Source organism: Streptomyces sp. NBC_01210, from assembly GCF_036010325.1.
Classification (GTDB): domain Bacteria; phylum Actinomycetota; class Actinomycetes; order Streptomycetales; family Streptomycetaceae; genus Streptomyces.
On record NZ_CP108549.1, the window covers coordinates 810,968 to 829,601 of the forward strand.

The 18,634-nt window shown below is 68.3% G+C and carries 15 protein-coding genes; all 15 read left to right on the forward strand.

The annotated features are described in order from the left end of the window. The first annotated feature begins 55 nt into the window (after positions 1-55). From OG735_RS03615 to OG735_RS03685, 15 genes are read left to right on the forward strand one after another with little or no spacing between them, the layout of a single operon-like run. A complete protein-coding gene (locus OG735_RS03615) occupies positions 56-1,906 on the forward strand; it encodes a phage tail sheath C-terminal domain-containing protein (RefSeq protein ID WP_327321664.1) in 1,851 nt (616 codons plus the stop codon). A 29-nt stretch (positions 1,907-1,935) separates the two neighbouring features. Next, the gene (locus OG735_RS03620; RefSeq protein ID WP_030352235.1) at positions 1,936-2,460 is read left to right on the forward strand and encodes a phage tail protein; all 525 of its coding nucleotides are present in this window, start codon (positions 1,936-1,938) and stop codon (positions 2,458-2,460) included. A 31-nt stretch (positions 2,461-2,491) separates the two neighbouring features. Then, entirely contained in the window at positions 2,492-3,238 is a 747-nt protein-coding gene (locus OG735_RS03625; protein ID WP_327321665.1) for a T4 family baseplate hub assembly chaperone, read from the forward strand. Beyond that, positions 3,231-3,956 (forward strand): hypothetical protein, encoded by a 726-nt coding sequence (locus tag OG735_RS03630; protein WP_327321666.1) that lies wholly within the window; start codon positions 3,231-3,233, stop codon positions 3,954-3,956. The genes OG735_RS03625 and OG735_RS03630 overlap by 8 nt, the downstream gene beginning before the upstream one ends. 4 nt (positions 3,957-3,960) lie before the next feature. After that, positions 3,961-4,887, forward strand: a complete 927-nt coding sequence (locus OG735_RS03635; protein WP_327321667.1) for a DUF4255 domain-containing protein — start codon at positions 3,961-3,963, stop codon at positions 4,885-4,887. A gap of 33 nt (positions 4,888-4,920) precedes the next feature. Beyond that, positions 4,921-7,059, forward strand: a complete 2,139-nt coding sequence (locus OG735_RS03640) for an ATP-binding protein (protein ID WP_327328196.1) — start codon at positions 4,921-4,923, stop codon at positions 7,057-7,059. Then, entirely contained in the window at positions 7,050-7,346 is a 297-nt protein-coding gene (locus OG735_RS03645) for a hypothetical protein (RefSeq protein WP_327321668.1), read from the forward strand. The genes OG735_RS03640 and OG735_RS03645 overlap by 10 nt, the downstream gene beginning before the upstream one ends. Next, positions 7,343-13,654 (forward strand): eCIS core domain-containing protein, encoded by a 6,312-nt coding sequence (locus OG735_RS03650; RefSeq protein WP_327321669.1) that lies wholly within the window; start codon positions 7,343-7,345, stop codon positions 13,652-13,654. Before OG735_RS03645 ends, OG735_RS03650 begins: the two co-directional genes overlap by 4 nt. A gap of 7 nt (positions 13,655-13,661) precedes the next feature. Then, positions 13,662-14,384 carry a hypothetical protein gene (locus OG735_RS03655; RefSeq protein WP_327321670.1) on the forward strand — a complete coding sequence of 241 codons (723 nt, stop codon included), beginning with the start codon at positions 13,662-13,664 and terminating at the stop codon, positions 14,382-14,384. A 40-nt stretch (positions 14,385-14,424) separates the two neighbouring features. Next, entirely contained in the window at positions 14,425-15,141 is a 717-nt protein-coding gene (locus OG735_RS03660) for a hypothetical protein (protein WP_327321671.1), read from the forward strand. A gap of 40 nt (positions 15,142-15,181) precedes the next feature. Further along, positions 15,182-15,895 (forward strand): hypothetical protein, encoded by a 714-nt coding sequence (locus OG735_RS03665; protein ID WP_327321672.1) that lies wholly within the window; start codon positions 15,182-15,184, stop codon positions 15,893-15,895. Between the two features lie 22 nt (positions 15,896-15,917). Next, on the forward strand, positions 15,918-16,583 hold the full coding sequence (locus OG735_RS03670; RefSeq protein ID WP_327321673.1) for a hypothetical protein: 666 nt from the start codon (positions 15,918-15,920) through the stop codon (positions 16,581-16,583). A gap of 3 nt (positions 16,584-16,586) precedes the next feature. After that, on the forward strand, positions 16,587-16,937 hold the full coding sequence (locus OG735_RS03675; RefSeq protein WP_327321674.1) for a LysM peptidoglycan-binding domain-containing protein: 351 nt from the start codon (positions 16,587-16,589) through the stop codon (positions 16,935-16,937). Further along, positions 16,930-18,069, forward strand: a complete 1,140-nt coding sequence (locus OG735_RS03680; protein ID WP_327321675.1) for a hypothetical protein — start codon at positions 16,930-16,932, stop codon at positions 18,067-18,069. Before OG735_RS03675 ends, OG735_RS03680 begins: the two co-directional genes overlap by 8 nt. A 26-nt stretch (positions 18,070-18,095) precedes the next feature. Further along, on the forward strand, positions 18,096-18,623 hold the full coding sequence (locus OG735_RS03685; protein WP_327321676.1) for a phage baseplate assembly protein V: 528 nt from the start codon (positions 18,096-18,098) through the stop codon (positions 18,621-18,623). Positions 18,624-18,634: the final 11 nt, after the last annotated feature.

An 18,634-nucleotide genomic window follows, 5' to 3' on the forward strand; every position in this document is an offset into this window, starting at 1 on the left:
CGCATCCTTCACATCCCCTCCTCATCTCTTGGTGCGCGAAGGGAATGGAGGGGGAATGCCGACGCACATGGGCTATCCCGGCGTTTACATCGAGGAACTTCCCAGCAGCATCCGTACCGTCGCCTCGGTCACCACCTCGGTGACCGCGTTCGTGGGGCACACCCGCCGGGGTCCGCTCAACCAACCCGTGCGGATCACCAGCTTCGCGGACTTCGAGCGTCGCTTCGGCGGACTCACCTCACAGAGCGCTGTCAGCTACGCAGTGCACCAGTTCTTCGGCAACGGCGGCACGGTCGCGGTGATCGTCCGCGTGGCCAAGGCCGGCACCGGCGAGGAAGCCTGCGTCACGCTCAACTCCACCGAGGGGCACAGCGAGTGCCCCGTGCTGGAGGTGCACGCCAAGGAGCCCGGCGTCTGGGGCTCGGGCCTGCGGGTGGCCGTCGACCACGACACCCCGACTCCGGACAGGACGTTCAATCTCCAGATCCTCGACGCGCGCGGCGGGGCCCGCGAGTCCTTCACGGGTCTGTCGATGAACTCCGGCCACGGCCGCTTCGTGGAGACCGTCGTCAACGCGGGCTCCTCGCTCGTCCGCGTGAAGGCTCTGGACGAGGGCCGGCCCGACCCCTCCGGCACTGTCTCCAAGCCCTTCGCGGCCGAACTGCCCAATCTGAACGTCGAGTTGAAGGTCAAGATCGGCGATGTGGAGCGTGAGTTCACGCTCTACGACCCCGACCACGACGACGAGCCGCCGAGCAATGTCACCGAACTCGCCCTCCTGCTGGAGCGCAAGCTGCGCGCGCTGCCGGACGCTCCCGGCAAGCACGCCTTCTCCGGCGCCGAGGTCACCGCCTTCGGCCGGCGCATCCAGGTCGTCGCCGGATCCGTCGACCCCGACGACGTGGTCCGCTTCGTCGGCGAATGCGCCAACGACCTGGGCCTGGAGGCCTCGGTCAACCCGCCCGTCTTCCCGCTGGAGGGCGGCAAGGACGGCGACCCGCCCGGTCCGCGCGACCTCATCGGCAGCGAGGCCCGCAAGACGGGCGTCCAGGCGCTGCGCGACGTGGACGACGTCAACCTGCTGGCTCTGCCCGAGCTTTCGGCGTACGAGTCCACCGAGGACATGGTCACCGTACTGTCGGCGGCCGAGCAGCTCTGCCGGGAGCGGCGGATCTTCCTCCTCGTCGACTCGCCCTCGACCTGGGGCAGCGTGGACGCCGCACGGGCCGGGATCGGCGCTTTCGAACCCGTACGCAGCAACCACGCGGCCCTGTACTTCCCGCATCTGCAGCTCACCGACCCGCTCACCGGACGACTTCGCTCCTTCCCGCCGTCGGGTGCCATCGCCGGCGTCGTCGCCCGCACCGACGGCGAGCGCGGCGTGTGGAAGGCACCGGCCGGAACCGAGGCGCGGCTGGCCGGTGTCCGGTCGCTGACCGTCAAGCTGACCGACCGGGAGAACGGGCTGCTCAACCCGCTGGGCGTGAACTGCCTGCGCACTTTCCCCGTGGTGGGTCCGCTGGTGTGGGGCGCGCGCACGCTCGAGGGCGCGGACGCGCTCGACAGCGAGTGGAAGTACGTGCCGGTGCGCCGGCTCGCCCTGCATGTCGAGGAGAGCCTCTACCGCGGTCTGCAGTGGGTCGTCTTCGAGCCCAACAACGAGCAGCTCTGGCAGCAGATCCGGCTGAAGGCCTCGGCATACCTCAACGACCTGTTCCGGCAGGGTGCGTTCAAGGGCGGCACACCGCGTGAGGCGTACTTCGTCAAATGCGACAAGGACACCACCACCGACGCCGATATCGACGCCGGAGTGGTCAATGTCGTGATCGGCATCGCGCCGGTCAAGCCCGCGGAGTTCGTGATCGTCAAGATCCAGCAGGTCGCCGGGCAGTTCGACCTCTCGTAACCCTAGGAAAAGGAACACGAAGGAAACCGATGGCTGAGTTCCAGATAAACGCCCATCGCTTCGACCCGTACAAGAATTTCAAGTTCCTGGTCCTCTGGGACGGTCGAACGGTCGCGGGCATCAGCAAGATCAGTCCTCTGAAGCGCACCACGGAGGTGGTCAAGCACCGCCACGGCGGTGACCCCAGCTCGCCGCGCAAGTCGCCGGGCCGCTCCGAGTTCGAGGGCGTCACGCTCGAGCGCGGTGTCACCCACGACCCGGAGTTCGACCGCTGGGCCAACAAGGTGTGGCAGGTCGGCGCCGGGCTCGGCTCGGAGGTCTCGCTGCGGGACTTCCGCAAGGACATCATCATCCAGGTCCTCAACGAGGCCGGACAGGTCGCCGTCTCGCACAAGCTCTACCGGGCCTGGGTCAGCGAGTACCAGGTGCTCGGTGAGCTGGACGCCAACGCCAACGCGGTCGCCATCCAGAGCGTCAAGCTCGAGTGCGAGGGCTGGGAACGGGACTACGAGGTGGAGGAGCCGGTCGAGCCCTCCTTCACCCATCCGGCCTGAGCCCCGGGGGAATGCACCGGAGGAGTGAGGGATGACGCCGACGGGGCCGGCCGAGCTGCTCGCCACCTGGGAGGCCGGGCTGGCACAGCACGAATCCGGGAGGTCCCTGCTGCTGCACCGGGCGGCCCGCCCGGGGGCCGGCACCGACGAGTTGCTGTCGATGCCGGTCGGCGAGCGGGAAGCGGACCTGTTCGCGTTGCGCCGGGCGCTGTTCGGCGAGCGCATGCAGGTGCGTGTCGAGTGTGCGTCGTGCGGCGAGGCCATGGAGTTCGACCTCGACGCGACATTGCTGGGCGCCCGGACGCGGACACCGGACGGGCCGCTGCGAGTGGAGGAGGACGAATGGGTGGTGGAGTTCCGGCTGCCCACCGTCGCCGACCTCGCGGCGGCCGGTGCGGTGCCGGATCCGGCGGCGGCCCGTCGGCTGCTCGTGGCGCGCTGCACGGTTTCGGCCGTACGGGGCGGAGAGGCCGTCCCTTCGGAGCGGCTGGCCTCTCTTCTGCCGGAGCGCGTACAGCAGCGGCTCGCCGAAACGGCGGCGGACGCCGACCCGGCGGCCGATGTGACGCTGAACGTCGCCTGCCCCGAGTGCGGTGAGGCCACCCCGGCCGAGCTGGACATCACCTCCTATCTGTGGACCGAACTGGACACCTGGGCACGGGACTTGATGCTCGATGTCCATCTGCTCGCCACCGCCTACGGGTGGAACGAGCCGGAGATTCTGGCGCTCAGCCCGCTGCGGCGTCGTTACTACCTGGAGCTGTGCACAGATGCCTGACTATTTCGACCGGCTGCTCGCCCGGTACACGCCGGTGCCGGTGGCCGGTGATGGTGCCGGCACGGCGCGGGTCCGGCCCCGGCTGCCCGGCCCGTTCGAGCGCGTCGAGGCGCTGCGGAGCGGCCCGCCGGAGCCCGACGCGCCGGCCGCCCTGATCCCGTCCGCGCCGGGGCCCGCCTTCGGACCGGCCGAGTTGGTCCGTCAGGAGCGGGAGGTGCGGACCGACAGGCACACGGTCGTACGGACCGAGGCGGCCCGGCCCGGTGAGCCCGAGTGGCCCGCGGTCCAGGCCGTACCGCGTACGGAACCGCTGCTGCGGCCGGCGGTGCCCGCGTCGCCGGCAACGCGTCCGTCCGCAGCCGACATCCCGCGCTCGGTCCGGCGGGCGGCGGAGCCCGCGGAGTCCGACGCACCGCGCCACCCGCCCGGGTCGGTGGCGCGCGCCGCGGACCCCGCTCTCCCGGTGGTTGCGGCGCCGGCCCGGCCCCGCGGCGCCGACACCGCCACCGCCCGTGGCGCCACGCTGAACGGAGTGGGACGGCGCGCGCCCCGGCCGGCCGAACGCGTCGTACACGTACAGATCGGCCGACTGGAAGTGAGCGCGGCACCGCCACCCGGCGCGAACCGCCCCGACACCGGCCGCCCCGAGCACACCGGACGGCGCGCGCCCGCGCTGACGCTGGACGACTATCTGTCACGCGGCGAGAAGAGGGACTGAGGTCATGAGCAACGCACTCGCCATCGCGACGGTCACCCAGGCACTGGCTCTGCTGATCGCGAACAACCTGAGCCCCGAGATGGACATCGCGGTCAAGGTCGAGACCCGTAAGCCACCGGCCGAGCCGCCGACCGACCCGACCATCCACGTCTTCCTCTACCAGGTCACGCCGAACCCCTCGATGCGCAACACCGACCTGCCGACGCGCGCCTCGGACGGCACGCTGCTCAAGCGACCCGCCGCCGCGCTGGATCTGCACTTTCTGATCAGTGCGTACGGGGAGGAGGCGGAACTGGTCGGGCAGCGACTGATCGGCTGCGTGATCCGGACCCTGCACGAAATCCCGGTCCTGCCACAGGAGTTGATCGAACTCGCCGCGGAACGACCGTATCTGGCGGGCAGCGACCTTGCGGCGTCTGCGCAGAAGGTGCGCTTCACGCCGACGGTGATGGACATCGACGAGACGTCCAAACTGTGGGGGATGCTGCACCAGACTCCGTACACGCTGTCGGTGGCCTATCAGGCGTCGCTGGTCCTGATCGAGGGCCGCGAGAAGCCGGTCCCGGCGAAGCCGGTGGAGCAGCGGACGGTACGGGTGCTGCCGTTCGGGGCACCGGGAGCGCCGGTGCCGCCGGGAACCACGCCGCCGGCCGAGGAGCCGGCGCGTGCCCAGGACGAGACCGAGGCCGCCGGGGCGGAGAGCGCAACCGCTGAACCGGGCGCCGGGAAGAAGCGGGCCGCGACCAGGACGGCACCGTCAAAGGCAGCGCCCTCCAGGACCGCGCCGTCCAAGAACGTCCAGAGCAAGGCCGGTGCGAGCAAGGCCGCGGCGTCCAAGTCCACCGTCTCCAGGCCAGTGGCCAAGCGCGCCGCGCCCGACTCCCGTACCGGCAAGGACTCCGGCGCGAGCGCAGACGGCAAGGAGAGCTGAGACACGGTGCGGGACACGGGGGCGGGTGAGGGCATGGGTACGTACCAGGGAACCGGTCCGGGCACGGCGGACGCCGGTGCGGACGGCCGCGCGCTGGCTGCGGCCGTGCGGTCCGTCCTCGCGCGCATCGACGCCCATGCACAGCGCGCGCAGCACCGGACCCGGACGGCGGAGGGCGACGCATCTGCTGGATCCAGTGCAGCGGCCGGGGGCCCCGCAGCGGACGCGGCCGTACCCGTACCCGTACGCGAAACCGACGTGCCGCCGGGGAACGACCGGCGCGCGAACACCACCGCTGCCACGCCGGACCAGTCGCGGCCCGCCGCCGCACCCGAACTCACCGCACCCCGCACCTCCGCACTCGCTGCCTCCGGCCCCGCCACCCTGGACGCGCTCGTCGCCTGCTTCGGGCTGAGCCCCTTCGAGCGCGACATCGTCCTGCTCGCCGCCGCCGCGGAGCTGGACCCCACCACCGGCGGTCGTTGCGCCGCCGCGAGCGGCGATCCGGACCGCGCGCATCCCACCTTCTCGCTCGCCCTCGCCGCGCTCGCCGACCCGCACTGGAGCGCCCTCACGCCCGTCGCCCCGCTGCGCCGCTGGCGGCTCGTCGAGCTGGACGACGAGACCCGGTTGACCACCTCGCGGCTCCGCCTCGACGAGCGCATTCTGCACTTCCTGGTCGGCTCGCCGTATCTGGACTCCCGGCTGCACGGGCTGTTGCGCCGTACGACTGTGCCGGAGTCCCTGCCGGCTTCGTACGATCTCGCGGCGAGCCGGGTCGCCGCGGGCTGGGCGGTCGCGGGCCCCTACGCACCACTCCGCGTCGAGCTCGTCGGCGGCGATCTGCGCAGCCGCACCGACATCGCCGCCGCGGCCGCCCGCCGTTCCGGTCTCGGCCTGTACGCGATGGCCGCCGACGACATGCCGACCGACCCGGCCGACCGCGACCGGCTGGCGCGCCTCTGGCAGCGCGAGGCGATCCTGCTGCCCGCCGCGTTGCTTGTCGAGGTCGGCGACCTGGAACGCGAACAGGCCGCGGCCACGGACGCGTTCATCGAGAGCGCTGCCGTACCGCTCGTCGTCTCCAGCCCGGACCCGCGGCAGACCGCCCGGCCGCGCGGTGAACGGGTCACCGTCCCCGCTCTCGACACCGAGGAGCAACTCGGCGTGTGGGCGGACGCCTTCGAGGACGTGCCCGAGGTGTCCGAGGAGGACCTGAAGGATCTCGTCGAGCAGTTCTCGCTGCCGCCGCATCTGATCAGGTCCGCCGGCGCGACCGTCGTACGGGATCTGCCCGGTGAGGACGAACTGGACGCCACCGGGCTGGCCTGGAAGGCCGGGCTCACCGAGGCGCGGATGGGCATGGACGAGCTGGGCCGGCGGATCGAGCCGCAGGCGGCGTGGGGCGATCTGGTACTGGCGGAACGGCAGTTGAGAATCCTGCGCGAGGTCGTCGCGCATGTGCGTCAGCGGGCGACCGTCTACCAGGAGTGGGGCTTCGCCGCGACGCTGCGCCGCGGCCTCGGCGTCACCGCGCTGTTCGCGGGCGGCTCCGGTACCGGCAAGACGCTCGCCGCCGAGGTGATGGCGAAAGAGCTGGGCCTGGATCTGTTCATCATCGATCTGTCCCAGGTGGTCAGTAAGTACATCGGTGAGACCGAGAAGAACCTGCGCAAGGTCTTCGACGCGGCCGAGCGCGGCGGCGCGCTGCTGCTCTTCGACGAGGCGGACGCCCTCTTCGGCAAGCGCAGCGAGGTCAAGGACAGCCATGACCGGTACGCCAACCTCGAGGTCAGCTATCTGCTCATGCGTATGGAGGCGTATCGCGGTCTGGCGATCCTCACGACGAATATGAAGCAGGCTCTGGACACAGCCTTTATGCGCCGTATCCGCTTCGTCGTCGACTTCCCCTTCCCCGGGGAGAGCGAGCGCGCCGAGATCTGGCGGCGGGTGCTGCCCGCGCGGGTGCCGATGAAGGGCGTCGATCCGGAGCTGCTCGCCCGGCTGACCGTGGCGGGCGGCTCGATCCGCAATATCGCGCTGTCGGGCGCCTTCCTCGCCGCGGAGGAGGGCGACCGGCTCCAGATGCGTCACATGCTGGAGGCGGCGCGTACCGAATACCTCAAGCTGGACCGCTCCTTGACGCCTTCGGAGGTCCACGGATGGGTCTGAACGAGGCACCGCGCCCTGCGGAGCGCACAATCCGTGTGGACATCGGCGAGCTGGTGCTCGACGGGTTCGAGCGGCTCGACCCCGACCGGGTGTCGGCCGCCTTCGAGGCTGAGCTGGCCCGTCTCGTACGAGAGAGGGGTGTACCGCTGGCTGCTGACGGCGGCCAGGCCCTCGACTCCTTGTCCGGGCTGCCGCCGCTGCCGGCCACCACGTCGCCGGGGCGGCTCGGCGAGGCGCTGGCGCGTGCGGTGCACGCGGGCCTTTCGGGGCGGGGTGAGGCGCAATGAGTACGTCACACGCCCAGGACGCGCAGGCGGCGCAGGCCGAACGGCGGCGCAAGCGCAAGGAGCGGGCCAAGTCCCGTACGCCGGAGCCGAAGAACATCGTCAGCGGAGCCGGACAGCCGCTGGACCTGAGCGTACGGCGGGAGCTGGAGGAGCAGCTCGGGCACGACTTCAGCCGAGTGCGGCTGCACACCGACCGGGACGCGGGCACGCTCACGGAGCTGCTGGGCGCGGACGCGGTCGCGGTCGGCCAGGACATCTTCTTCCGCGAGGGAACGTACCGGCCGGGCACGGCGGACGGACAGCGGCTGCTGGCCCATGAGTTGCTGCACACCGTGCAGAACCCGGACGGTCTGGGCGCTCTGCGGGCGGGCCGCGATCCGGGTGCGGTGAGCCTGCCGCAGCAGGCGATGGAGCGCGAGGCCGAGTCGGCGGCGCAGGCCCTCGTACGGGACGAGGAGCAGGCCCCCGAAGTGGAGCCGGATCAGTCCACGCCCGGCTGGCTGCGCTACGCAACGGTCGACGCCGACCGCAATCGGATGGAGAAGCTGGATCCGGCGACGCTGGTGGACCGGCTCGCGAACGGCGTACTGCGTTCGCTGCGCGGCGACCCGGCGGACCTCTCCCACCGCGTACGCCTCCAACTTGCCCGGATGTCACCGGACTTGCAGGACTCGGTGCTGGACCGGCTGGAGGGGCGCCTTCTCTCGAACGAGTACGACCGGCTGCTGGACCTCACCGAGCAGGCCGAGGTCCTGCCCGTGGAACTCCAGCCGGCCGAGGTGCCCGCGCCGGAGGCGGACCTCTTCGAGCTGCTGGGTGTCGAGCGCACGCAGTGGAAGCGCAAGGAAGAGAGCGGGCGCGAGGCCAAGGGAAGGCGGGACGAGGACGCCCGCCAGGAGCGGAAGGACGCCAAGGCGCGCGACGAGAAGCGCGGCGGTGACCGGAGCAGGGCGCAGTCGGACGCCGCGGCCGAGGAGACGGAAGCCGCCCGGCGCACGGAGCAGGAGGACGAGCGTGCCCAGGCCAGGCAGCAGGCCGCGCAGGAGCAGCTGCAGGAAGAGGAGCAGCAGGGCCAGGACCGGCAGCGGGTCGACGAGGCCGCCGACGCGCGTGCGCAGGGCCAGGCGGATGGCGCCGAGAAGGTCAAGGAGGAGCGCAAGGAGCAGCGCGACCGGGAGGAGCAGGACCCGGAGCAGGCGAACGCTCCTGGCGCCGACAAGCGCAAGCGCAAGGACGACGCGAAGAAGCCGGCGGACGGGTCGAAGCAGGAGAACCTCGACCCGAGGGCGAAGGGGCAGCCCGGTGCCGTACGCCCGGAGAAGGTGGACGAGCGGGCGGAGCAGCGGGACAGCGCGCTGTCCGAGCACGGCCTCCACGAGAAGGACGAGGACGAGGACGAACCGCGCGAGGAGGAGAAGCCGCTCGGGCTTGAGGCGGGCGCGGACAGTGAAATCGGCGGTGAGCAGGACGGCAGCCGGGACAAGGGCGGTGCGGCCAAGGGCGGGCCGGAGCTGAAGCCCGAGGACTATCTGCCCGACGCCGACCTGGACCTTTCCTCCGTACCGACCGCCGACCGGATGACCCCCGGCGCCGCGGAACCGTCCGTCCCGTCCTTCCCTTCACCGCCGCCGACCAAGGCAGAGCGGGTCGAGCAGCAGCGGGAGAACGAGGCCAACGAGGAGGACGAGGAGTCCGCCGGGCCCGAGGCGAAGGCGCCGGGCGAGGACGTGGGTCCGGTCGAGGGCGAGGCGCCGCAGCCCGAGGGCGGACCCGCGGCCCAGGCCCAGGACCGCAGCGCCAAGGATCTCCAGCCGGACAAGCCGACCGACCAGGAGGTCGGCCGCGACCCGGAGACCACCGAGAAGGACCAGCAGGAGCCCGAGGCCGAGAAGACGGACCCCGCGCAACAGCAGGAAGACGGGGCCGCCAAGGACGAGGATTCCGGTGACGGCGAGGAGAGGCCGGACGCCAAGGATGCGCAGGACGAGCAGCGGGAGCTGCAGGAGCGCGGGCAGCAGGAGGAGCGGGGCGGGCAGGGGCAGGGCGCTGCCGCGGACAAGACCGCTGCCGTTGCTTCGGGTCCGGACGCCTCACCCGGCCCTGCGGCGATGCGCCCTGCGGGTGCGCAGACGCAGAAGGCGGCCACCGAGGACCGTAACCCCTCCCCCGCCGCGCGGCGTGACGCCGAGCCGCCCAAGTCCGAGCGGGAAGCGGCCGGGCCCAAGAGCCGGATCCCCAAGGAGAGCGGTCCCGGTGCGGCTCCCCACGGCTCGGTCGGCGCCGCCGAACAGGCCGGTCCGACCACGGCAGCGGGCCCCGGAGCAGCGCCTTCCGCAGCACAGGCTGCCGTCAGCCCGGCGGGCGAACAGGCCTCGAGCCCCGGCAGGATGGGCGCGCCGGCACCGGAAGGCGCCCAGGCCGCCCCCGAGGCGTCGCTGGAGAAGGACGGCGGCGGCTGCGCCCCGCCGGAACCCGCGGCGGAGAAGGAAGAAGGCGGCGGTAGCTGCGGCGGAGGCGGCGGTGCGGCCCCCGAGGAGAAGCAGGAGGAGCCGCCGGACGTCTCGGCCCAGGACCCGAAGTCCGCGATCAGTACGGTCAGCAAGCTCGCCCCGGACCAGGCCGCCGCCGCGATGCCCGGTGTGGACGCCGCCGCTGACAAGAAGGTCGGCGAGGAGCAGCAGCGCCTGGACGCCAACCCGCCGAAGCGGGAACGTCCTTCGGGCGCACCCCAGACCCAGTCGGGCCCCCCGGAGGCGGCCGCGCCTGCCGCCGAGGTGACGGGCAAGGTCGAGAAGCTCGGGCCCGAGGACCAGGCCGAGAAGCAGAAGGCGAAGGGCAGCGAGAAGGCGGAAGGCGCGAAGCCGACCGACAACACTCCCCCGCCGCCGCCACCCGTGGCGGACAAGCTGACCGCGGAAGAGGCGAAGAACGTCGACGCCGCGGCCGACGCGGTGCCGACCGTCGACCCGGAACTCCAGAACAAGACGGTGGGCCCCGCCCCCAAGATCAGGCTTGAGGGCGAGAGCGACCCGAAGCGCACGGACGACCAGGCCAAGGCGCTGAAGGAGAAGCAGTCCGACATCCAGAGCACGGGCCGTGAGGACGCGGCCAAGCCGATGGGTGAGGACCGGATCTTCCCCAACGCGCCCCAGGAGCAGCTGGTCGGCAAGGCCGTGGGCCGCGCCGGCGGCAAGGGCGGCAAGGGCGGCAATCTGGCTGCCTCGCCCATGCCCAAGCCCGGCGTCGGCGCGGTCGCCAAGCAGGAGCGCGGCTCGGAGATTCAAGGTGCGGCGGGCCAGGCGCAGGGCGATCTGGTCGCCAAGGAGAAGGAACAGCAGCAGGGCGAGCAGCAGGCCAAGCAGGAGAAGCAGACCGAGATCGACCGCGAGGTCACCCAGAACGCGGAGAAGCAGACGGCCGAGCGCGGCCGGGCCGCCGACGAGGCGCAGCGCGAGCGCGAGGGCTGGCGCAACGAGCAGGACCAGAAGATCGAGGACGCGGACAAGGAGTCCGAGAAGGAACACACGTCCAAGAACAAGGAGATCGTCAAGGCCCGCGACGACAAGGACAAGGAGGTCGGCGACAGGAAGGACAAGGACAACCAGCAGATCGACAGGGAGCGGGAGAACGCGGAGAAGGAGGCCGAGAAGAAGAAGGAGGACGAGAAGCCCTCCGGGGGCTTCTTCGGCTGGGTCGCCGACGCGGTGAAGAGCGCGTTCAACGCGATCCTCGACGCGGCGCGCAAGGTCGTCAACGGCATCATCGACACATTCAAGGAGTGGGCCAACAAGGCCATCGACTTCGTACGTGACCTCGCCATCAAGGCGATCAACGTGCTGGCGGACGCGCTGATCGCCATCGGGGACGTGCTGCTCGCGGCCTTCCCTGAATTACGGGACAAGTTCCGCAAGGCGATCGAGGGCTTGCGCGACAAGGCGATCGCCGCGGTCAACGCGCTGGCGGACGGCCTGAAGAAGGCGGTCAACGCCCTGCTCGACGCCCTGGCGGCAGGCCTGAACGCGCTACTCGACGTGCTGGAAGCGGGCATCAAGGCCGTCATCAAGATCTACCAGGCGGTCATTCTCGGCGCGATCAAGTTCGCCCAGGCGGCGATCGAGGCGCTGGGCAAGTTCGCGGCGCTGATCGCGGACATCGCGCCGGACCCGGGTGGCTGGATCAGCAAGGCCGGCAGCTCGGCGAAGGCGGGCATCAGCGATCACCTCTGGGGCGCCATCAAGACGGGCGTGAAGCGGTGGTTCGACACCAAGGTCGAGGGCATCCTCGGTCTCGGCAAGGCCGTGATCAACGTCCTGGTGAAGGGCTGCGTCTCGATCAAGCAGATCGGGAAGATGGCGTGGGACGCGATCATCGCCTCGCTCCCGATGATGATCGCCTCGCTCGTCATCGAGAAGGTCGTCTCAATGATCGTCCCCGCGGCGGGCGCGATCCTCACGATCGTCCAGGGCCTGATGGCCGCCTGGCAGAGCATCAGCTCGATTCTCTCGGCCTTCAGCAAGTTCTGGGCCTACTTGAAGGCGGTCAAGGCGGGTCCGGCGGCGTGCCTGTTCGCGGAGGCGGTGGCCGCGGGTGTTGTCGCACTGCTGGACTTCATCGCCAACTTCCTTCTCCAACGCCTCGGTTCTGCGACCAAGGGTGTCGGCAAGCGCCTCAAGGCGATGGCCGAGACGATCATGAAGGGCCTGAAGAAGACGGGCAAGGGCGCCAAGAAGGCGGCCGGCGAGGCGGTCAACAAGGCGCGGGGCGCGATCCGGAACGCCACCCAGACCCTGCGCAAGCCGGCCGCGGCCCCCAAACCGAAGGCGAAGCCTTCCCCGAACCCGAAGGCCCCGCCCAAGCCGAAGGACACGGCGACACCGAAGTCTCCTGCAAAGCCGGAGCCGACACCGGCGAAGCCGAAGGACACGACACCGGGTCCGTCGAAGGACAAGACCCGGGGCGGCCAGAAGGACAGCACGCCCCAAACCCCCAAGAAGAAGAAAGAGATCGAGGGCCCGAAGCCCACCAAGCCTCAGAAGCCGAAGTCCCCGGTGGGCAAGGCCCTCGGCAAGGCGAAAACGGCCGTCAAGTCAGCCTTGAAGAAGGTCCGCAACGCGGCGAAGACGCTGGGCAAGAAGCTCAAGAAGAGCAAGGTGGGCAAGGCACTCAAGAACAGCGCAGCGAAGCTGCGCAACGCCTTCAAGAGCATGCGGAACAAACTGCGCACCAAGCTGGACAACTACCGGGCGCGGAACGCTCGACGCAATGAGAAGAAGAAGGATCAGAAGGACTCCAAGCAGAAACGCCTCGACAAAGCAATTCTTCGTATGCGGCCGCTCATCAAGAAGAAAACGAAGAAGGGCATGCCTGACACCGCGTTCCGCGCGATGCTGGGCGCAATGCGCAGGTGGTACCGGCTCAGCAGTCTCACCGCCACGGGCAAGCCACGCACCGTACTGCGGGCCACGGTGAATCCCGGCGAAGACTTCGAAGACGTCTATCCGACTCAGGATCAGCAGACGGGACGCACGGACGACTACGACGAGCGCCAGGACGAGGTGCCCAAGCCGAAACCGAAGATCCCCAACTTCACGGACAACAGACTGGCGACCAACTTCACGGCGGAGTACCTCAACAAGTCCGTCAAGGGAACCCCGGCCCCCGATGCCAATCCGGGGCAGCCCATCGGCTGGGACTACGCACAGAAGATAAACGACGATCCCAGCGACAGGTGGGTCAGAATGCATCTCCTGCCCGATCGCATCGGTGGCAAGGCCAAGGGGTCCAACCTCGTCCCGGCCAGCGGCCCCGGGGTCAACACCCCCTTCCTCCACGGAGTGGAGCAAGGGGCATGGGAGGCCCTGCACCACGACAAGGAGGAGATGATCTGGTACCGGGTCGAAGTGAGGTTCCACAAGCCACCCCAATCGCCGACCCGAGGATTCCCGAGCTACATCAAGGCAACCTGGGCCGGGTACTTCGAAAACCGCAAGGAAAGGCGCTGGGAGAAGAACAGAAGGCCTGCCTGGAATTCATTCGAGGCGAAGCCGGCACCACCAGACCCGTCCAAGAAGCTCCGCATCAACCACGACAGCATCGACAAGATAAGGCGGCGACTCAGGGAAACACCCGAGTTTGCCCGGGTCATCGTGAACAATCGCTCCTATCGTGACTTCAACGGCATCAAGAAGGCGTTCGAGCGACACGAGAGGGGAAAGCCGGAGATTCAGAAGTTTAAGAAACTGGACCAGCGGCTGAAGGCAATATCCCAACTCATAGACGCCGACCTGATCGTCTTCACAAAGGAGTGACGCAAGGATGACATGGCAAGACGCAACTCCACAGGAAGATCTTTACCTCAGGGTGGTGAGCGACCTACAAAACGCCGATGAGATCGAGGTCTTCAGCGACCTGATCGAGATCGACGACGAGGAGAGCAACTCCTTGGGGATTCCGCTGAGGCAGCGCGCGGAGGAGATCAGGGGCATCACCCAGGAGCGGCCCGAATGGGACGGGGTGATCATTGATCAAGAGATCGAGGAACGTGGGCTGCGGTTCTACCAGATCGGTAGTCACTGGCGAACCCGGAAACCTCTTCCGAGGGTGACCGGCGAGTTCTTCCTGCCCATGTTCTACGACAGCCTGTTCTCCTCCGCCCCTGATTTGGCGTGGACCGGCTCCACGGACGACGAACGTCAGTTGTACTCTGAATTCCGGGTGATTGACAGCCAACCGAATTCCGGCAGCGACTTGCTCACGACGGTCAGGCTCCAGCCAGATTCAACGCCGCTCGAGATGTGGGTGTGGGATCCGCGCGTCGGACCCAAGAAGATGGGCCTCGACTACAGCACCTATCTGGAGATGCTGGCGCTGACCAAGGGCGCTTACGGATGGCAGTATCTGTTCACTGACGTATCCCTGGCGGATGACCTTTTTCATCACACGGCGGAAAGCATCAGGAACATGCTTGATATTTTCCCCCGGATCTTTCCGAGCCACGACTACACCTCGCTCGCGGCAAGGCTGGCGGAGCGATTGTGAAGTCGCCCCTTCCACATCCGTCCTCCGGAGACCGACAGCGATGCGCAGTCTGACACCCATCGAGCAGCAACTTCTGGACACACAGGAGGAAATACTGGAATGCCCTCACTTCACCGTGGACCGGTCGATCACCGGTGAGCTGGGCAGTACGTACGAACAGGCGCCCGCTCTGTTCAGCTATCTCCCCGACTGGCAAGGAGTGGTCCTGAGCCGCGAGCTCTGCATCCACAGCCCCCGGATCACCGAGATTGGCAACCGGTGGCGCACCAGCTCCGCTTCCGAACTTCCCGAATTCCATGGGGAGTTCCGTGTGACGGATCTCTTCACGGCAGTGCTCAAGCATCCGCCGGATCTCTCCTGGTCGGGGTCGACCGATGTGGAACGTCAGTTGTTCGCCCAGCTGCGCGTCATCGACGACACCCCGGTCGCCGCCACCGGGCAATTCGCGGCCATCCGGATCCAGCCCAAAGTCGACCCTCTGGAGATCTGGTACTTCGACATGGACCTCAACAGAGCCGAGGGCTGGGACAGGCAGTACGTACGTCTGGACCTCACCTACACCGAGTACATCCAGCAACTGGCCCTCACGAAAGGCACCTTCGGCTGGCAGTACTTGTTCACCGATGAAGTCTCTCTCGGCGAACCGGATTTCAAGGCTGTGCGAACACAACTGACGACCATGCTGGATGTGTTCCCCGTTCTCTTTCCCGCCCGGGATTACACCGAGCTCGCCCGGCGTCTGGAGGCCCGACTGTGAGTGATTGCATCGTGCTCCAGGACCACGAGCGGAGGTGATGATGAAGACCAGCTATCTGGTGACCCTGGACGAGGAAGCAGACCGCCAGCTCCATTCGTTCCTTGTCAGTCAAGGAGCAGAACCAGAATCACGGTTCGGTGAGTGGCGTGTGCCAACCGGCTCCCGGGGTTCGGTGAAGGAGGAACTGCATCGGACAGGCGTCGGGTTTCGTCTCCGCTACGAATTCTCGGCCGAGTCGACCGACCACGTGGACGAGTTGGCCGCCTACCTGGGCATCGACATACTCACAACGTCCCGCATCACTTCTTCCCACCCCATTCTCGCCAAGGCCCCGGAGGGAGACTCCCTGATTGCCAACACAACCATGGTCGATCTCCTGGAACCAGTGACCTCCGACCTGGAATGGCAGCGACATGACGAAACTATCCATGACCTGTGGTCGCTCACATTGGCGAGCGAGCTGCCCGAGCCCATCCACACGCCTCACGCGTTCGCCACTGTTCAAGGCGGAAACGGACTGTGGATGGTGCTGGATGACGGCCGGTCCATCATCACGGACTCCAGCCTGAGTCACTTGCGTGTGCATGGGATTGCCTGGACCACAAGGAAAGTGGTCCAGGGCAGAATTCTTGCGCATCCGGCCATTCCCGTATTTGGTGGCCGCGTCCTCGACATCATCGACAAGCAGCAGGTCGAGCTCGCGTTCGCTCCCCTCTATCTGCCTCACGAGCAGAGCTCAGTCGCCCCCTGGTAGCGCTCCCCCGGATTGGATCTCCATGACCCGCTACGCAGACATACCCAAGCCCATCCGCTCCGGCATCGTCATCGTCGACCCCGAACGCGGCACCCCCCAGCGCATCATCGTCCTCCAGTTCAACCCCGACACCCTCGAACGCTCCCTCGCCCCCCAAGCCGCCGGAGGAGGTGGTGATGCCGGCGGAGGCGGCAGCGGAGGAGACCGTAACGAGGCCCTCCGGCTCAAGGGACCCGCCGAGGAGAGTTGGAAGTTCACTGCCGAGATCGATGCCACCGATCAGTTCGAGGTCGCCGCTCCCGAGGGGATCCATCCCGAGCTGGCCACCCTCGAGATGCTCGTGCATCCCACCACCGCCCAGCTCCGCGAGGCCGCGCGGCTCACCAAGAAGGGGACCATCGAGATCAGCCCGATCGAGATGCCCCTGACCCTCTTCACCTGGGGGAGCAAGCGCGTCATGCCCGTGCGGCTCACCGAACTGTCGATCAATGAGTCCGCGTTCGACGTCAATCTCAACCCCATACGGGCAAGCCTCGGCATCGGCATGAAGGTCCTCAGCGTGAGTGATCTGCCGGCCGGGCATCGGGGTGCCGATCTGTATCTGGCGCATCTGGCGCAGAAGGAACGGCTGGCCAGAGCGGCAAGAGGCGGGCGGCTGGCGGAACTTGGGCTGGGAAGGGGGCTGTAAGACGTGATTGATCCTTATGAGAGTGCACTGGACGCGATCCCGGGGACACATCCGTATCCCCGGACCAGCCGGTATCACGACGCGGAGATCGGGGTTCACCAGCAGCCCGACGGCACCGAAGTGCGCTACACGAAGCGGCGGTTGCTGCCACCGCTCAGCGCGGCCGTCGACGAGACCGCGCCCCACACGGTCAGCAGCGGCGAGCGCCCGGACCAGCTCGGGCAGCGTTATTTCGGCGACCCCGGCCAGTGGTGGCAGATCGCGGACGCGAATCCCGTTCTCGATCCGCGCGAGCTGACCGACGAGCCGGGACAGCAGATCGACATTCCGCTGCCGGGTGGGTTCCATGGCTGATGAGCCCATCGGGAGCGGGCCGGTATATCTCAACCTCCAGATGGGGCCCAAGCTCACCCGTCCCGTGCCGGCCGAAGTGACCGAGGCGTTGCTGTCCGCGCAGATCACCATGACCGCCGGGGAACGAAGCGGGTTCCAGCTCGCCTTCGACCTGACCAAGAGAGGGCTGATCACACAGCGGCTGCTGCCCGAGGGGTTTTTCGATCCGAAGACCCGGGTGATCGTCACGACCTCGGTCAAGGGAACGCCGACCGTGATCCTGGACGGGCTCATCGTGCGGCAGGAGGTCGGTGCCAGCAATCTGCCGGGGCAGACCACGCTGACCGTCACCGGGGAGGATCTGACCCTGCTGATGGATCTCGAAGAGCGGACCGACCGGTATCCGAATCTGGCCCCGGCCCAGCGAGTTGACCGGATTCTGCGGAGGTACGCCGATTACGGCATCGATCCCCGGATCATCCGTGAGCAGATCCATCAGCCACCCCGCGAGCAGCTTCGCGTCGACTACCAGACCGGCACCGATCTGCAGTATCTCAATGAGCTGGCCAGGGCGAACGGTTACACCTTCTACCTCGACCCCGGCCCCCGGCCGGGCCGGTCCACCGCCTTCTGGGGGCCTGAGCGGCGGCTGGGGCAGCGCCAGCATGCGCTCAACGTCAACATGGACAACAACTCCACCGTCGACCAGCTGACCTTCTCCTACGACGGGACCGCCCGCGAAGAGCCGCAGGCGCGAGTGCAGGACCCGAGGACGCGCGACACCCGGTTGCTGGCGCAGCCCGATATCAGCCCGCTGCGGCCACCCCTCGGCCGCCGCGCCTCGCCCGCCCTCAAGCGCAAAACTCTTTCCGGAACGGCGAAGAAGGAACTCGGACAGGCAGAGGCCGAGACGCTGGCCCGGGCGGCGACCTCCGCTGATGCGATTTCCGGGTCCGGCTCGCTGGATGTCAATCGGCATGGATATGTGCTGCGGCCGCGGGAGTTGGTGGGGGTTCGGGGTTCCGGCGTGACGTACGACGGCGATTACTACGTCAAATCCGTCACCCACAACCTCCGCCCCGGTTCGTACCAGCAGAACTTCACGCTCTCCCGCGAGGGCCTGATCGCCCGCAGCACCACGGTGCGTCCGTAAAGACGTGAGGACCAGGAGAACTTCGCATGGCTGCAGGACCGAATAACCGGTTTCTCGGCAAGTTCCGGGGGCGGGTGATCGACAACAGGGATCCGCTCAAGATCGGCAGGATCACGGCCCAGGTGCCGGACGTGCTGGGCGACGAGGCCTCCACCTGGGCGCTGCCCTGCCTGCCCTTCACCGGGCGCCAGGCCGGCCAGTACGTCGTGCCGCAGATCGGTGCGGGCGTGTGGATGGAGTTCGAGCAGGGGGATCCCAGCTTCCCGATCTGGACGGGGTGTTGGTACGGCGATGAGACCGAGCTGCCACCCCGTGCGCGCGCCGAACTGCCCGCCTCCCAGCCGGTCGTGATCCAGACTCCCGGCGATCACAAGCTGGTGATGTCGGACGTGCCCGGCGGTACGGGGATTCTGCTGGAGGCCAAGGGCGGGGCGTACATCCAGATCGACGAGAAGGGCGTGACCATCGGCAACGGCAAGGGCGCGTCCATCGTGCTGATCGGGGACGAGGTCAACATCAACGAGGGCCGGCTGATCGTGCCGAAGAAGCGATGAGCACAGGGACC

What these genes read in the sequence shown, in the direction of transcription:
- OG735_RS03615 (WP_327321664.1), top strand. Translation starts at nt 56, where the DNA reads ATGCCGACGCACATGGGCTATCCCGGCGTTTACATCGAGGAACTTCCC.
- OG735_RS03620 (WP_030352235.1), top strand. Translation starts at nt 1,936, where the DNA reads ATGGCTGAGTTCCAGATAAACGCCCATCGCTTCGACCCGTACAAGAAT.
- OG735_RS03625 (WP_327321665.1), top strand. Translation starts at nt 2,492, where the DNA reads ATGACGCCGACGGGGCCGGCCGAGCTGCTCGCCACCTGGGAGGCCGGG.
- OG735_RS03630 (WP_327321666.1), top strand. Translation starts at nt 3,231, where the DNA reads ATGCCTGACTATTTCGACCGGCTGCTCGCCCGGTACACGCCGGTGCCG.
- OG735_RS03635 (WP_327321667.1), top strand. Translation starts at nt 3,961, where the DNA reads ATGAGCAACGCACTCGCCATCGCGACGGTCACCCAGGCACTGGCTCTG.
- OG735_RS03640 (WP_327328196.1), top strand. Translation starts at nt 4,921, where the DNA reads ATGGGTACGTACCAGGGAACCGGTCCGGGCACGGCGGACGCCGGTGCG.
- OG735_RS03645 (WP_327321668.1), top strand. Translation starts at nt 7,050, where the DNA reads ATGGGTCTGAACGAGGCACCGCGCCCTGCGGAGCGCACAATCCGTGTG.
- OG735_RS03650 (WP_327321669.1), top strand. Translation starts at nt 7,343, where the DNA reads ATGAGTACGTCACACGCCCAGGACGCGCAGGCGGCGCAGGCCGAACGG.
- OG735_RS03655 (WP_327321670.1), top strand. Translation starts at nt 13,662, where the DNA reads ATGACATGGCAAGACGCAACTCCACAGGAAGATCTTTACCTCAGGGTG.
- OG735_RS03660 (WP_327321671.1), top strand. Translation starts at nt 14,425, where the DNA reads ATGCGCAGTCTGACACCCATCGAGCAGCAACTTCTGGACACACAGGAG.
- OG735_RS03665 (WP_327321672.1), top strand. Translation starts at nt 15,182, where the DNA reads ATGAAGACCAGCTATCTGGTGACCCTGGACGAGGAAGCAGACCGCCAG.
- OG735_RS03670 (WP_327321673.1), top strand. Translation starts at nt 15,918, where the DNA reads ATGACCCGCTACGCAGACATACCCAAGCCCATCCGCTCCGGCATCGTC.
- OG735_RS03680 (WP_327321675.1), top strand. Translation starts at nt 16,930, where the DNA reads ATGGCTGATGAGCCCATCGGGAGCGGGCCGGTATATCTCAACCTCCAG.
- OG735_RS03685 (WP_327321676.1), top strand. Translation starts at nt 18,096, where the DNA reads ATGGCTGCAGGACCGAATAACCGGTTTCTCGGCAAGTTCCGGGGGCGG.